The organism is Oceanobacillus sp. AG (genome assembly GCF_009746545.1).
GTDB classification, from domain to species: domain Bacteria; phylum Bacillota; class Bacilli; order Bacillales; family Amphibacillaceae; genus Oceanobacillus; species Oceanobacillus indicireducens.
Genome location: NZ_WOWT01000002.1, coordinates 190982 through 207051, shown reverse-complemented (window position 1 = coordinate 207051; position 16070 = coordinate 190982). Strand labels below are relative to the sequence as shown.

Genomic DNA, 16070 nt, shown 5'->3' with positions numbered 1-16070 from the left:
TTTATACACCCCTTATGAGATCAAACTGTTTACTAATACGTTCATCCTCTTCAAACAAAGATTCAATTGCTTTACGATAGCCTTCGATTTGTAAACGGGCTTCTTCTACCGATTCTCTTAATATGTGTATTTCTTGACCGAGATCCGCTTGCTCGAGTGGATAAAACACCTCGTGGACTCGGATGCTCGTGACTTTTTTCGTAAAAGTCGGGTATTGCCCATGCTTGGCGAGTAGATAATGGTACGATTGCGGGCTTCCTTCCATCTCATTTATCTTCTGGAGGACCTTTCTTCTTTCATCCTTGTAACCATCTATAATCTCCATTTCTATCGCCTTAGAAAATTGGGTTATTTCAGTTTCCCTTTCTTCCAATATGCTTGTTCCTTGTTGGTACAGCTGAAGGGCGGCGGATAGATTCACTCTAATTTCCTTATTACCTACGCTTGCTGTAAGCACCATATCTGGTCCAAGATATGATTTTTTTCCTCCTGATAGGGATTCTAACAATTCTTGAATACTATGACTTTCTCCAATTACATTCAATATTTCAAGAAGTTCTTCTTGATTTAAAGTCCCTAAACTTTCTTGAATGGCGTCAAAATGCCCTTTAATTTTTAAAAACGCCCCAATATCTCCACCTATTTGCGCAAAAAAATCACCTCTATCTCGAACGCTTACGTTACTTGCAATCGCCTGTTGGATCCCGAGCAATTCGTTCTCGATCTTCGTTATTTCCGTAACAAGCAATTCCCTTTGCTCCCCAGTGATATATCCTGCCTCCTCGAATCGGCCGAAAATCACATCTGCATTGCTTGTGATCGTTTGGATGTTCGTGAGTAATGCTGGCACGTTATCGTTTAAATTCCGAATCATCGTATCCAGTTCCTCTTGCTTGGTGACATACAACTTAGCGACACTTCCTGCCCCGTCGATATCCTCAAAGAGGCTCATATCCACGCCAAGAATAGCGTAAATGGCCTCGTTCATCCCTCCCTCTTTAGAAGCCACCGTGTATTGAATCGCTAACTCTTGAAAATCCTGAACAATGTGGTCTGGAATATCATCCATGATCGAACGCAACCCAGGGTAATCTGGATTCGTATCCAAATATTCCACCTCACCTAGCATAAAAAATCCACGCGCTCCGCTCACGCCATAGAGCGGGTCGTCGAGGGAGATGATTTGGTGAATGTTGTCTGCTTTGTCTTTGTAATAGTCTTTTGCGAATGCTTCGAGTTGGGATGGGTCTAGGTTGTAGATGGCATCGGGGTTGGTTTTAGATAGCGAAAAATGTTCATTTACATTAATCATGAAATCATTATCGGCTCGATACAGCTGATAATAATTAGTTTGTGCGCCATTTACACTGTAAATTTTATCAAATGTTTCATATGATAAATAGGCGGTAGTATTATTATTGTGGGCCAATGAATGCGATAATCCAATAATAGGGATAGGTTTGTTTTCTTGATCTATCCCAAATTCATTAATAACTTCTTCCGTAAACTTATGTGTGTCTAATGCCTGTGAATAATCTATTCCAGCAAACATAGATTTTAAATTGTAATCCCAATCCTTTAATCCTTGCGTTCCTTGTGAAATGACATAAATCTCATTCACATCACTTTCATCTGAATGAAAATAAATTGCTGTCCCATCGTACCCTGACTCTCCATCTAGAGATTTAGCCTCCGACGAATTATATATTTGTACTTCAGCCTTTAGATCCTCTCCATATTCTTCAATGTATAATTGGCGAATTCGATCAGTCATTTCCTCATCTGATAAGTTTTTATACCCTAAGTCTATAAGTCTAAGACGAAATTCTTCACTTATAACAATTTTTTCTGCCATATCTCTCATTCGCTTTCATTTATGAATTCAATTGTTTTTAGCCAATCGATGATATTTGAGTTCTCCTCTTCCCTAAGACGAGAGCACTTGGCTTCTTCTGCGATACAATCCGATTGATAAAAAATATGAATACCACCTGTATCCGTAGCATTTTGAATATACGCTACATAGCCAAAGTCATCATTTTCTAATTTAAACGGAGCGAAATATAAAGTCCTACCTTCTAGTTCCAGGTTTTCAAAATCCAGCTTTTTATCAATACTTGTGCTTAGTGTTTCTAAAATTAGCTGCTCATTTCCTTTTTCGTCTGGCATGTATTTAAAATCAATAGAGGACTCGAAATCAGAATGACCAACACCTATTATAAAACTTTCAAATCTCTCATTTTCTTTTGAATAACCAATTTCACCAATAATCCCTCCAATCGGAAAGTCCATCTCATACTTCCCCGTCCCGGATAAAAATGGATAATACCCAGGTCTCGTTTCTTCCGTCGATTGCAGAAATCCGCGCGTAAATTCATCCTCAAAAGCTGCGCCATCGGGCAGTTCATCCGAATTCATTTCGGATGGTTTTTTCGTTTGTTCCTCATTAGTCATTTGGCAACCTCCTAACAGTATGATGAAGAAGAATAAAAGCAAATATCTATAATACTTCACAATCCAGCCTCCAATACCGCCTGTTCAGCGATCAAAGTATTCAGCCCTTTCAACAAGTATAATGAGAATAAACGAAAATCGAAAGGGAGATTTGAATTTTTAACAAATTCACACCTTATGACTCAGTCTATCATACTCATATTGGTGGGACATTGGGGTCAGAGCAACTGTCCCAGTTTAGTTGTGAATTTCGGCATTTTAATTGTGAACTTCGGCGAATCTATTTTGAACTTCGGGATTTCTTTTGTTAACTTCAGCGGTTTCTCGGTGAACTTCGACATTTTCCCGAATTTGAAGTGGGCTTAGTAACTGCATTCAACGATGTAATTTTAGATAAATAAAAAGAGATAGTAAGTAGACTACTATCCCTTCATTTCTTCACGCTGTACCTAGTTCATTTCCTTCTCAACCTTACTCAGTACTCGCCAAATATTAAACGTTGAATAGCAGATCATCAAAAATCCAGGAACAATTAAAAATAGAATAATTCCATTTGGTGATTGTAGGAAATGGATCAAATAACCAATCATGGGAAGGGTAAAACCGGTATATTCTCCAACTACATTCTCAGCAAGTACAGGGTTACTGTCTTCTGCATTATTATTATCACCTTTCGTTGTATAGAGAACACCACTTTTTGTTTCATTGACGTCCGTAATTCTATGTGTAACTAGCATGTTATTATTCTCCATAAACATGATAATATCTCCTATAGCAAAGTCATGATTCTCATCTTCTACAGATCGCACTGCAATAATAGACCCTGTTTTTATCTCTGGCTCCATTGATCCGGAAAGAACTGTCTTCAACTGATAACCAAAGACTTCAGGATCCCCACTAGAAAGTTTTGTTGAAAGTACAATAAATCCTACGCCAATCAGAAGAACAATAAGTAGCCCTGAGAAGATCCGATACATCCATTTTAATAGTGATTTAACCATAATTTCATTCACTCCTATTCTCTTCTATGTCTTCTCCTTCTGTTTCATTTTCTGAGGTATCTTTTTCATTTTCTAATGTATCTGTTTCATTTTCTGATATATCTTTTTCATATTCATCTAATACCGCATCTTTTTCCTCCCAAACCCCTACCTTTAATGAACCTTTCATTTCCGTATATTCAGATAGATAAGCAACAGTGTTGAAAGTAAAAGCTCCCATAGCAACAATGAACAAATAACAGATAAACGATGTTTTTATTAGAAACCAAGATAAGGTTTGTTTTTTCATTTTGTTAATACGATATTTCATCAACTAGTTGTCCCCCCTTCAACCTTAGATGATGATGCACAAATAAATAGGGCTATTCCCCTTTACTGATTACTTGACTTACCATCTCTTTGGGCAGCTTCAAATCCCCATTTCAGGTTTAATATATCTCCTTGGAAGTGATTTTGATTTTCACCGTTATCGATAAAATGAAAGCGAACTATAAACTTTTCCGCTTTACTACCTGCAGTGAATGCATTTAATATTTTTATAGGATTACCATTCAATTCGGAAAGTGTCTTTTCAAATAAAACACTTTCATGATGGAGAAATTCTACAATTATATGATTTCCAAGGTCATCGCCATTGTTGTTTTGCCCTTTATCTATAAGTTCATAAGAAGAATGTAGAACGACTTCTTGCATATCTACAGAACCATCATTCGTAAGCTCAAAATCACCTTGCACCGTATCTCCAGGAATAAAATCATCCAATTGAATAATAGATTCTTTATTTATCCCGAGATTCATTAATCCAAGTTCAAAGGTGTTCGCAGCTTCTTTTGTATCACTAAAATAGGCATTGGTACCCCCTACAATCAAACTTAATCCTAAAAACGCAAGAATCAAACTACTTACTATTTCCTTTTTGATATGCACCGCATTACCCCCTGCCACTTTAAAGTTGGTCATGCTACAAGTAAATCGCATTATATTTTTCCTAATATGTATTGATATAGTTATGATGAAAGGAAAGATAAAAAATTTGTTTGTTGAAAAAAAGAGGTACAGCGGGCGAAAATAAAAAACCGTCTACTCGTTTCCATTTTTTGTTTTACATGACACCGAATTTACTAGCCCGCTGCCCCACTGTATTTCCTTTTATAAATTAGAATGGGAGGTTTTCACTGTATTAACGGTCTGTAATACCCCCACCACCAAACAAGAGGGAAAACCAAAATGTTTAGGCGGGGATACACAGCCCGTAAATACCTGATTCTGTTCAGCTAACATTCAGTGGAGGAGGTACGGAAACCCCACTGAATGAGTTTCACTTTATATTTTAGTACACACCAACTGCATTATATGCTTGTTCAACTGCGTCCACGGCTGCAGAGTTACTTCCATATAAGTCTGTTGCAGATTGGATTGCTGCTTCTCTCATCATCGAAAAGTCAGAGCTACGTGTTAAATAAAGTGTTAATGCACGGTAGAAAATTTGTTCTGTTGCTTCCCGTCCAACACCTTCAACCGCTACACCGTAATGCTCTCCACCTTCAGATACAAGGTATGCAGCTTTATTATTGATACTACTGTTGATATGAACGCCACCATTATCTAATGGTCCCTCATATCTCTTACTCCAATGATCTGGATAAGGAGCTTGAGTTCTATTTTCAATCAGAACAGCTGGGTCCTCCAACGAACGTAATCCTAATGTGCCATCGGCCATTATATCCTCACCAATGATCCAGTCATCCCGATCAACCATGGCACCGAATATATCAGCAATTGATTCATTTAATGCTCCGGATTCATCCCTATATATTAAGTTTGCAGAGTGTTGGATTACGCCATGGGTCATTTCATGTGCAGCAACATCTAATCCACCAGCCAGATTGTTGAAACGGATGCCATCTCCATCACCATAAGACATGTAGGTGCCATTCCATGATGCATTATTCCAATTTGTTCCGTAGTGGACTCTGGAAAGCAATTGTTGTCCCTTATCATCGACCGAATCTCTACCGAACGTATCTAAATAATAATCATATGTCTTCTGTGCGTTTGCATGAGCATCAACAGCTGCTCCATCACTAAACATCTTACTAACACTTGTTACTAGCGCATCGTTATCATTATTATCAAAAGTTAATACCCCATTACCTCTTGTTTGGTCATGAAGGCCATATAAACCATCCAGTAACGATGCTTTAAACATCTGTCTTTCGCCGAATACTCCGACTCCAAAAGCCGTTACATTATGGGCTGCATTATAACTATCTACGACCTCACCATTGGTAGCATCGATAAAATAATGCCAAAACCCAATTTCAGGTTTTGAGGTAGAGGCTGTCACAAGGTAAGTGTTATAGAATTCTCCGTTATGTTCATAGATATATTGTTCAACACCCAGTTCACTGTCATATTCAGTTACTGTTCCTATTTTCTCATCAATCGCATTTTTCGCCAGCTCTATTGCATCTTCTTCTGAGATAGTAGAATCTGTATTTATATTTTCTCCGTCTAAACCAGGAACTACTTTACCAAAATAGGAAGTAACATTATTATTTTCATCTAACGCTATTGTCTGGCCACCTAAGAATACGGGTATCCCCTCATAAACCTGTTCAAGTTTAAAATGGTGGGTTCCTGTGTTTTCATCAGCTGTTTCCTCTACAATCTCAAAGCTTTCTGTTGCATCGCTTTGGGATAATTTGAATTTGGCACTATTCCGCTTCATGTAAGCGTGAACAATTTCTTCCTTACTCAACTCTTGGGGAGCTTCCCAGTTCTCAATAATATAGGATGGTGTATCATAGTCCTCATCATAATTTATTTTGTATTCGTCGGCGAAAGCATATGAACCGCCTGCCATCCATGCTCCCATACCGATCGTAAAAGCTAAAACAGACGAAAGGACTCGTTTATTTTTTTCCATTTTCTCATCCTCCAAATAAAATTGATGGTTCCATTCGTGGTTAAGCATATGTGATGTTAAATGTTAGAGGTCCTCCCCTTCGCCTTGCGTTGCATTAAACTTCCACGTGAGATTAAGACTATCCCCTTGGAAAATGTTTTGATCTTTCCCATTATCTACAAATTCAAACTCTACCCAAAAGTCATTTGTAGCTCCAGGTTCAAGCCCACCTTTTTGTTTCCATAATGGATCCCAGATATCTCTCTTTACAACGTCCGGATCCATATTTTTCAATTCATAAAGTGTGGTTTCAAAAATAGGTTCGCTTTCTTTATCCCAATTCCACAAGAAATTTACTTGAATATGCTTTCCAAAGTCATCATTATTATTAAGGTCGGCATCAATTACTGAATAAGTCGTTTCAAGATCGACATTTTCTATCTTCAAAGTCCCATCATTTGTGAGTACAAATTCTCTTACCATGGAATCGCCAGGTTTTATATTTTCTATATTAATGACTGCCTCTGGACTAATAGATAAATCCAGTGTACCTGCTGCAAATGTATTATTCGTTACCTCCTGGTCACTAAAATATGCAAACGTACCCCCCGCAAATAGAGTGACCCCTATTATTGCTGTTGCTAAATTTAGACCTATCTTTTTCTTTATATTCATCTTTTCTTCATCTCCTCTTTCAAATCATGTGCGTATCATAGTATCGTAATTCTAGAATTTACGTTAGAATCTCTAAAGGGTCACGCTCCTTTCTTTCATCCATAGTAAAAACAAGATGGATTCACCTCCTTTACTATCTTAATCAATAGGTTTTCATGATGGAGGGCATAAGTAGATACCTATGTTTAAAGAATTAAAGCTTGAGTGTATGAAGCACAAGATGATTGTGTAAAAGCAAAGATCGAATTTAAATTTATTATCATGGAGTTTAACTAGAAAAGTATATTTTTAATAACATAAGGAGAGGGTCTGGGAGTAGTATTTCTTGATTCGTTTAAGATGATTAATATTTAGTTACATTTTGCTCAAAGGAATTATCTATGGTGACAAGTTATTTTTCAATATGAATTTCTATTTCTAGTTTAGTTGTTGATAATCTTGCCTATCTTGTTCAGTTGCCAAAGCATTGATATCTAGGCACTCTAAATTGATAGTATAAAAAATAATTTAAAAAGTCAACCATAATTCCTAATATTGTTTCTATTTCATATTTTCTGATAAAATTCGATACAAGTTTCTATAATTATACAGTAAATGACATATTATTTGCTATTATAGTTCTCTTATTTCATTGGTAATAGGTTGAGTTACGCAACAAATAAGGTCCATCCAGAACCTTTTGTAGTATCCTTAAAGGTGTAGTGTGCAATTTACGGCTGGTGGTGCTGTTTTGATTAGTGGGTGTGCAATCTCTAGATGGCCGTGCGGTTTGGATTAATGAACATGCTATCAAATAGACAGACCCTAAAACGCACAACACCTAGAGCATCCCCCCCTGCATTTAAAACAAAAAGACCCCTCAGCACCCTTCACAGCTATTGCTGTTACTAGGCACGGACAGGCCTTTTACATTTATTAAATTATCAATTTGCTAAAATAATCAACCCGAGAAAGTTGTTTACAAACCTATCTCATCTACCGCATAAGTAGCGTCTTCATTGCTAAAACCTTCAAATATTAACTGTTCTATTAAGCCACTTCTTGAGAAACTTGAAAAGTCTAAGTAATCCTGCGCCATTTTTACCGCTTGTTCTCGCCAATCAACATTAACCTGGTTGACTGCATAAGTAGCATCCTCATCACTGAAACCTTCAAATTTCAATTGCTCTATTAAACCACTCTTGGAAAAGGATGTAAAATCTAAATAGCTTTTAGCAGAATCGACTGCATTTTGCTGTGATAGAGTAGCTCCAGAATTAGATTTAGAAGCTTCTTCGGATGTCTCTGCCGTTTTTTCTACCTCTACTTCCTCCGCTTCATCTTCTTCTGTCTTTACAATAAGTTCTTCTTCGAGTTCACTGATTTCAGCATGAAGCGATTCCAATTCACTTTCTGCTTCTTCAACCTCCTTTGTTATGTTCTCTCGGTTGGCAGCAAGCTCCTCTAACCCTTCATATTTATCATTGTTTTCATCAATTGCATTTTTAACTTTTGATAATTCAGTATTTGCTTCCTTTAATTCCTCATTTACTGAATCAATTTCTTCTTGAATTGTTTTTAATTCTTGTTCAGATTCGGAAATCTTAGTCTGTAATTCCTCATAATTAATTGCCTCATCATCAATATCTACTGTTTCTTCTGAGCAAGCAACTAAGAAGATGAAAGACAACAATAGTATTAGATATTTTCTCATACATCCATCCCCCTGATCATATACGATGATTCTATTATCCTAGAAGTGGATGGATTATGCAATAACTTTTGATGGAATTGTATAATAATTCGAAATACTTCATGACTGGACTATTGATCAGTTGCTACGCGTGAGCCAATGTGCGCTTAATTGGGCGGATTTGGGACAAATGCTCTGACCCCATGTCCCAATTTTACAAGCTGAATTTACATAAATAATGGCATATATAGGAAAACTCCTAGCACGATCATGGTAAATAGCAGCACAATACTTTTCCAACGTTTTCTTTTCCAGAACAAGAGGGAGACGATGATACTCTGCACAAATATGAGCGTTGCCCCGATAATAACCATCCATAAAGAGCCAATTGCGTTTCCTAACATATTGATGACAATTCCAACAGGCATTAGAGCAACAGCGATTATGGCTGCAGGACTACCTTTAATTCGGTCTACAATTTCTTTCCATTCTGATTCAGGATATTGATCGTATTCCACGAGCGCAAACCACCCGGTAAGTATAACGATCGCACCTAGTACCGTAATTGATCCGATGTGAAAAACCTCCCTTAGTTCCATTTTAACCAACTCCTAGTTAAATGAAACGTGAAGGTGGGACATTGGGGTCAGAGCAAGTGTCCCAGTTTGAGGGACATTGGGGTCAGAGTAACTGTCCCAGTTAACTCATTTGTTAACCTCAGTATACTCACAGTGATCTTCAGTATTTACTAGAGTTTGATGTAGTTTTGGAAACTGCACGGCATATCTAATTGTGAATTTGAGCATTTTCACAAAAGACGTTCTTTTCTTTTATAAAGTTTCTGGGCAAGCGTAAGGCTAAGGACTTCAAGGGCAATTTCTTTCCTGAAAAGCTTTGGGCGACTCAAGGAATACCTTTACGAGATCACTGTAGCAATTCTAGCGTAGCTCCGCGGCCTGTTTTTCACCAGGGTATGTTTGTTAAAGGATACGAACAGGCCTTTTCAGAATAGGTACGCAAAGGATCAGTCCTAGAAAGTGGGACAGTTACTCTGACCCCATTGTCCCTCTCCAAACTGGGACAGTTCCTCTGACCCCGTTGTCCCTGTCCCCGATTTCGATATTGTTGTAATCAACTGTTGAAAGTCATATAATATAACTACTCGAAGTAATTGAATTCACTATAGAAAGGTAGCAGTACCATGAATTTATATGAAAAGTTGCTAGCAAAGGAAGAAAAGATTGCAGTAGTTGGATTAGGTTATGTAGGATTGCCGTTAGCGGTTGAATTTGCTAAAAAGTTTGATGTTGTTGGTTATGACTTGAATAAGGATAAGTTAGCTAAATATAGAAGTGGGATTGATGTGACAGATGAAGTGGGCGATCAAGCAGTTCAGGAGACAACGTTGCAATTTACAAGCGAAGAACACGATCTGCAAGATTGTAAATTTCATGTTGTAGCAGTCCCAACACCCATTAATACCGACAAAACACCGAACTTAAAACCGATAATTGGTGCAAGTGAAGCAATCGGCAGAAATTTAACGCAAGGCTCCATTGTTGTCTACGAATCCACCGTCTATCCTGGTACGACAGAAGAGATTTGTATTCCTATATTAGAAGAGGTCTCCGGATTGAAGTATGGAACAGACTTTAAAGTTGGGTATTCACCTGAACGGATCAATCCAGGTGATAAAGTTAATACATTAACTAAAATCACAAAAGTTGTATCTGGCTCAGATGAAGTTGCACTTAGAGAAATCTCAGCGATTTATGGCGCCATTATTGAAGCTGGGGTGTTCGAAGCGGAATCCATCAAAGTTGCTGAAGCTGCTAAAGTAATTGAAAACTCCCAGAGAGATATCAATATTGCTTTTATGAATGAACTTGCCATGGTATTTGATAAAATGGACATTGATTCAAAAGCTGTGCTTGAAGCAGCAGGAACGAAATGGAATTTCCTTAACTTTACCCCTGGCTTAGTTGGTGGTCACTGTATCGGTGTTGATCCATACTATTTCACTTATAGAGCGGAACAGCTTGGCTACCATTCCCAGATTATTCTTTCCGGGAGAAAAGTGAATGATGATATGGGCCAGTTTATCGGTAATAGTGTCATTAAACAAATGATCAAAGCGAAGCAGGATATTGATGGTGCACAAGTAGCCATTCTAGGGCTGGCATTCAAAGAAAATGTTGCTGATGTCCGGAATTCGAAGGTTATCGATGTGATTGAGGAATTGAGGGAATATGGCATAGACCCAATTGTCTACGATCCTCATGCAGATCCAGAAGAAGTTTACAACGTATTTAATGTCCGTCTATCTGATAAAGAAGGTATTAAGAATGTAGATTGTATTGTTTTAGCTGTTCCACATAAAGAAATTCTTGAGGATTTCACGCTTGAAGAGCTCGATAAGCTATATCGAAACGATAAGAAAGTATTCATCGATATTAAGAGCGTATTAGATAGAAAAGAATGTGAAGCCAAAGGATTCCAATACTGGAGTTTATAAGTCGAGATACAGGAAGCGATCGCTTCCTGTATTTTAAATTACAGCATGTTCCTCTTCCTTTATATCTGTAATAAACATATGCCCAGGTGCATGTGTAATTACGAACTCCGGCTTACTTGCCATTACCGTTGCCTGTGGTGTGACGCCGCAGCCCCAGAACACAGGAACTTCTCCGTCTTCGATCGTGACCGGATCACCAAAGTCAGGTTTATTCATATCTGTAATTCCAATTTGTGCAGGATCACCAATATGGACAGGCGCGCCGTGAACAGATGGGAATCTGGAAGTGATTTGCACTGCTCGTATTGCGTCTTTAGGCTTCATTGGGCGCATGCTGACAACCATCGGGCCTTGAAATACACCAGCAGATTCACAAGGGATATTGGTTTTGTACATCGAAACATTACGGCCTTCCTCGATATAGCGAATCGGAATTCCATTTTCGAGCAAAGGTTTTTCAAATGTAAAACTGCAACCAATTAAAAAGGATACCAAATCATCCTGCCAATACGCCGTGACGTCCGTTACTTCTTCTATTAGTTCACCATTTTTGTAAACTCGATATTTAGGAAGATCGGTACGTAAGTCTGCAGTCGGGGCCGACTTCTTCGGTACCGGGGAACCAGCATCTGTTACTTCGATTAATGGACAAGTTCTTGGATTGCGTATACAGAACAGCAAGAAATCATATGCATACTGTTTAGGTAATATAACAAGGTTAGCCTGTGTATATCCTGATGCCTGACCTGTCGTCGGCTGAGTCCAGTCTCCCGTCCTGATTTTTCCTCTCAATTGTTCCACTGTTTCCATCCTATAATCTCCCCCTGATAAATATATCACTACAAGATGTCACCCAATCTTACTTAACATCCTTAATAGGCGTTCTCTTCTTTTATAAAGTTTCTGGGCAAAGGTAAGACTAACAGCTTCAAAGCTAATTTCTTTTCCCGGAAAACTCTGGGCGATTCGAGGAATATCTTCAGAGATTACCGTTGCAATCCTTGTATATCCTCCAGTTGGTTGCCTGTCAGCCAGAAGAATGATTGGCAGTCCGCTAGCTGGCACCTGCACGGTTCCTGGTAGGATTGCATCTGAAATAATATCTGCTCCTGCCACATGCTCGATTGCCTTTCCTTCGAGCCTCGTTCCCATTCTGTCCGTTTTTGTTGTAATTCTATATGTTTCTGATAAGAATGTATGCAGTCCCGCTTTTGTAAACGCATGTTGGTCCGGACCAAGGATAACGCGCATTCTTTTTGACTTTGTATAATTCGGAATTAAATGAGGGAGTAGCGAGCGTCCTGCTTTATCAAACTTGGGCTCTCCAGCTGGCAATCGATCGCCTTCAGCTAAGTAATCACCAGTGAGTCCGCCAATTTTCGCCTTCACATATGTCGATCGGCTCCCCATCAATTTATCCGTAGTAATACCACCGCCGACCGCAATATAAGCATACGAACCATCAATCGGTTTTCCGAAAGAAAGCTCTTGTCCCTTTTCTACTATCTCGGAGTGCCACATTGAAATGGCTTTTCCATCTAGTTTGGGAGAAAGATTAGCGCCACAGATTGCGATAACCGTGTCCTGTAAAAATTTAAGCTTCGGTCCCATAATAACCACTTCTATTCCAGCTGCTTCTCGTGGGTTGCCAACTAGAATATTTCCAACCTGTAAAGCAAAAGGGTCCATCGCTCCCGCTACAACCATGCCAAATTGCTGATAGCCAACACGTCCCAAATCTTGAATCGATGTGGAAAGACCGGGCTTCACTACTTTAATTACTGCATTTTCCAATTAACTCCCCACTCTTTTTATCAGAATTCCGTTTGCTTCAAGACCTTCTTTCAGGTGATGTACAAATTCGAGTGCTTGCGGTGTATCCCCATGAACACAAATTGTATCAGCTTGCATCTCGATTTCTGAACCATCCACCGCTACAACTTTCCTATCTTTCACCATGCGGATTACACGGGAAACTGCCTCTTCCGTTTCCGTGATCAATGCATTTGATTCGGTTCTTGGCGTTAGTGTTCCGTCAGGCTGATACGTGCGATCCGCAAAAACTTCCTGTGCAACTTTTAAACCAATCTTATCCCCAGCTTTAACGAGTTCACTGCCAGCGAGACCAAAAAGAATCAGGTCTTCATTAACATCATAAATCGCTTTCGCTATCGCATGAGCTCGGTCTTTGTCACGTGCTGCTATATTATAAAGAGCGCCATGTGGTTTAACGTGATTGAGTTCCTTATCAAATAGCTTAGCAAAAGCCTGAACCGCGCCAATCTGATAAACGACGATGTTATAAATTTCTTCCGGATCAAGAAGGAGAGAGCGTCTTCCGAATCCTTGCAAATCCTGGAATCCTGGATGTGCTCCGATCCCCACGTTATTCAGAGCAGCACGCTCAACAGACTCACGAAGCACATTATGATCACCTGCGTGGTAACCTGCAGCAATATTTGCAGAGGTAATATATTGCATCACCAATTCATCCTGACCAATCCGATAAGTACCGAAACTCTCCCCTAAATCACTGTTTAAGTCAACAACATGCTTTGTCATCTCCCCACCCCCTGATAGAATTCCTTCATTACCTGATACGTATTCCTAGAAACTTCTTGGGCAATATTATCGTACTCTTTTTCCGTTATTGGTTTGAAGCGGACATAATTACCCGTCCGGAGTAGAATAGGTGTCTCGCTCTCCGGGTCATATAAATTCAAGGGCGTTCTTCCGATAATTTGCCAGCCACCTGGAGATTCTAATGGGTAAACACCTGTTTGTGAACCGGCAATACCGACAGAGCCGGCAGGAATCTTGGTTCGTGGAGATGCAAGTCGTGGTGTTGCAATTTTTTCCGACATGCCTCCTAAATAAGAGAATCCAGGCGCAAAGCCCATCATATAAATAAGATAGTCCCGTTCAGAATGAATCTTGATTACTTCATCTTCTGTAATCTGATTTTCAGTCGCTACATGTTCTATATCTGGTCCATATATCCCGCCGTAACATACCGGAATTGTGATTATTTCTGCAGGTGGGATTTCAATATCTGATAGACCCTTATATAAAAAAGTCATGCGTGCTTTTAAATCCTCATATGTCGTCTGAACAGGATCATAATAAATAGTAATGGCCGTATAAGTCGGAATCCATTCGATGATCCCGTTATTATTCTCCTTTTCCAACAATGCAGAGAGGCTGCGAATTCTCTCGTTCGTTTCCTTTGATATGGAATCGCCCAATTGAATTCTTAAGCCTCTGTCGCCATAAGCTTCTATTACAAACATTTATTTCCTCACTTCTATCCTGCTTATAATACTTCTATCATATCATATTAGAAGATCTGAGGAACCATCTGGAATAGCGTTCTAATTCCTAGTATTGCCGTTAGTATGACAACAATCGCTCCAAACACCGTTAACCAGATTGGATGTTTGTAATCACCCATTATTTTCTTATTATGGGCAGCAAATAACATGGAACCAAGCGTCAGCGGCAGAATTAAACCATTCACTGCACCAGCAAGCACAAGCAATGTCGCTGCTTGACCTACAACAAGATATACAATTGTCGAGAATAAAATAAACCCAATAATCCAGTACTTATGATATTTATCAAAAATGCTATGGAAGGATCGTAAGAATGAGACTGATGTATAAGCCGCTCCAATTACTGATGAAATCCCTGCAATCCAGAGTACGATACCAAACATACGGTAACCAATATCTCCTGCAGCGTATTGAAACACGGTTGCGGCCGGGTTATCCGGGTCAAGGGCCACACCCTGCATAACAACGCCTAACACAGCTAAAAACAACAAAATCCGTACAAGGGAAGCAACACCAATTCCCAAATAAGAAGTTTTATTTACTTCTGATATGGAATCTTTTCCGCTAATCCCAGCATCAAGCAAACGATGCCCACCAGAAAAAGTGATATACCCTCCAACTGTACCACCGACAATCGTAATGATGGCATATACATCAATTTCTAGCGGAACAAAGGTACGATAAATTGCATCCCCTACAGGTGGCTGGCTAACGAACATGACGTAAGCAATTAATAAAACCAGCATTGCTCCTAGAATATTCACGACTCGGTCCATCGCCGTTCCGGCCTCTTTCGATAAGAAAATAAATATCGCCAATGCAGCGGAAATAATCGCTCCAACTTTCGGATCGAGTCCAATAGCTACATTCATCCCAAGACCAGTACCACCAATATTCCCGATATTAAATGCAAGACCACCGATGACTATAAATATCGCAACGACATATCCCAATCCAGGTAGTACTTTATTCGCAATCTCTTGACCCCGCAAGCCCGAGACACTGATGATCCGCCACACATTAAGCTGTGCTCCTATATCAAGAATAATGGATAGCAAAATTAGAAATCCAAAACTCGCCAACAGTGTTTCCGTAAACACCGCCGTTTGTGTTAAAAATCCAGGACCAACTGCAGATGTAGCCATTAAAAAGGCAGCTCCTAAAAGTGATCTCCTGCGTGACTTTTGGTCCTTTATAGAAAGTAATTCATTATGTTTATTTGACTTTGACATAATTTCCTCCTCAGTTCTGTCATTTGACAGTTATTTCTTTTTATATAATTAATTTGTACGGATTTACTATAATAACACGAAATGCATATAAAAATCTTGGTTAATGTATACAATTAGTTTGTCTATTTTTGGAAAAAATTATCATTATATCTCCCGAAAAAATGATAGTAATTCTTGTAATCTATGATATGATAGAGAGAGTGGATTGGGATTCAGCATATCCGCATTTTTGTAACGCGAATTTAATATACGAGATGTCGGTTTTATAGTAAAATAGAGAG

The 16070-nt window shown here is 39.0% G+C and carries 15 protein-coding genes; 1 reads left to right on the top strand and 14 read right to left on the bottom strand.

Features of this window, described 5'->3' with window-relative positions; all coding sequences use genetic code 11:
- Nucleotide 1: 1 nt before the first annotated feature.
- From GN217_RS00905 to GN217_RS00865, 9 genes are all read right to left on the bottom strand, one after another.
- Nucleotides 2-1855 (bottom strand): DUF6792 domain-containing protein, encoded by a 1854-nt coding sequence (locus tag GN217_RS00905; protein ID WP_156854393.1) that lies wholly within the window; start codon nucleotides 1853-1855, stop codon nucleotides 2-4.
- Nucleotides 1856-1860: 5 nt separating this feature from the next.
- The gene (locus GN217_RS00900) at nucleotides 1861-2454 is read right to left on the bottom strand and encodes a hypothetical protein (protein ID WP_156854391.1); all 594 of its coding nucleotides are present in this window, start codon (nucleotides 2452-2454) and stop codon (nucleotides 1861-1863) included.
- 449 nt (nucleotides 2455-2903) lie between these two features.
- Nucleotides 2904-3467, bottom strand: a complete 564-nt coding sequence (gene sipW / locus GN217_RS00895) for a signal peptidase I SipW (RefSeq protein ID WP_232334282.1) — start codon at nucleotides 3465-3467, stop codon at nucleotides 2904-2906.
- Nucleotides 3460-3768 carry a hypothetical protein gene (locus GN217_RS00890; protein ID WP_156854389.1) on the bottom strand — a complete coding sequence of 103 codons (309 nt, stop codon included), beginning with the start codon at nucleotides 3766-3768 and terminating at the stop codon, nucleotides 3460-3462. The genes sipW and GN217_RS00890 overlap by 8 nt, the downstream gene beginning before the upstream one ends.
- Nucleotides 3769-3827: 59 nt before the next feature.
- On the bottom strand, nucleotides 3828-4415 hold the full coding sequence (locus GN217_RS00885; RefSeq protein WP_198042543.1) for a TasA family protein: 588 nt from the start codon (nucleotides 4413-4415) through the stop codon (nucleotides 3828-3830).
- A 370-nt stretch (nucleotides 4416-4785) separates the two neighbouring features.
- Nucleotides 4786-6384 (bottom strand): M4 family metallopeptidase, encoded by a 1599-nt coding sequence (locus GN217_RS00880; RefSeq protein WP_156854385.1) that lies wholly within the window; start codon nucleotides 6382-6384, stop codon nucleotides 4786-4788.
- A 63-nt stretch (nucleotides 6385-6447) separates the two neighbouring features.
- Nucleotides 6448-7038 carry a CalY family protein gene (locus GN217_RS00875; RefSeq protein WP_156854383.1) on the bottom strand — a complete coding sequence of 197 codons (591 nt, stop codon included), beginning with the start codon at nucleotides 7036-7038 and terminating at the stop codon, nucleotides 6448-6450.
- Between the two features lie 958 nt (nucleotides 7039-7996).
- Nucleotides 7997-8731, bottom strand: a complete 735-nt coding sequence (locus GN217_RS00870; RefSeq protein ID WP_156854381.1) for an Ltp family lipoprotein — start codon at nucleotides 8729-8731, stop codon at nucleotides 7997-7999.
- A 206-nt stretch (nucleotides 8732-8937) separates the two neighbouring features.
- Nucleotides 8938-9309: a hypothetical protein gene (locus tag GN217_RS00865; RefSeq protein WP_156854379.1), complete on the bottom strand. Its 372-nt coding sequence runs from the start codon at nucleotides 9307-9309 to the stop codon at nucleotides 8938-8940.
- Between the two features lie 602 nt (nucleotides 9310-9911).
- Between GN217_RS00865 and GN217_RS00860 the strand changes: the two genes are divergently transcribed.
- The gene (locus tag GN217_RS00860) at nucleotides 9912-11225 is read left to right on the top strand and encodes a nucleotide sugar dehydrogenase (protein ID WP_156854377.1); all 1314 of its coding nucleotides are present in this window, start codon (nucleotides 9912-9914) and stop codon (nucleotides 11223-11225) included.
- 33 nt (nucleotides 11226-11258) lie between these two features.
- On the opposite strand, the gene GN217_RS00855 is transcribed toward GN217_RS00860, so the two are convergent.
- From GN217_RS00855 to GN217_RS00835, 5 genes are read right to left on the bottom strand one after another with little or no spacing between them, the layout of a single operon-like run.
- Nucleotides 11259-12035 (bottom strand): putative hydro-lyase, encoded by a 777-nt coding sequence (locus tag GN217_RS00855; protein ID WP_156854375.1) that lies wholly within the window; start codon nucleotides 12033-12035, stop codon nucleotides 11259-11261.
- Between the two features lie 39 nt (nucleotides 12036-12074).
- Complete coding sequence (locus GN217_RS00850) at nucleotides 12075-13019, bottom strand: 5-oxoprolinase subunit C family protein (RefSeq protein ID WP_156854373.1); 945 nt, start codon at nucleotides 13017-13019, stop codon at nucleotides 12075-12077.
- A complete protein-coding gene (locus GN217_RS00845; protein WP_156854371.1) occupies nucleotides 13020-13787 on the bottom strand; it encodes a LamB/YcsF family protein in 768 nt (255 codons plus the stop codon).
- A complete protein-coding gene (gene pxpB / locus GN217_RS00840) occupies nucleotides 13784-14515 on the bottom strand; it encodes a 5-oxoprolinase subunit PxpB (protein WP_156854369.1) in 732 nt (243 codons plus the stop codon). Before pxpB ends, GN217_RS00845 begins: the two co-directional genes overlap by 4 nt.
- Nucleotides 14516-14562: 47 nt before the next feature.
- Nucleotides 14563-15789 (bottom strand): NRAMP family divalent metal transporter, encoded by a 1227-nt coding sequence (locus tag GN217_RS00835; protein ID WP_156854367.1) that lies wholly within the window; start codon nucleotides 15787-15789, stop codon nucleotides 14563-14565.
- Between the last annotated feature and the right edge of the window lie 281 nt (nucleotides 15790-16070).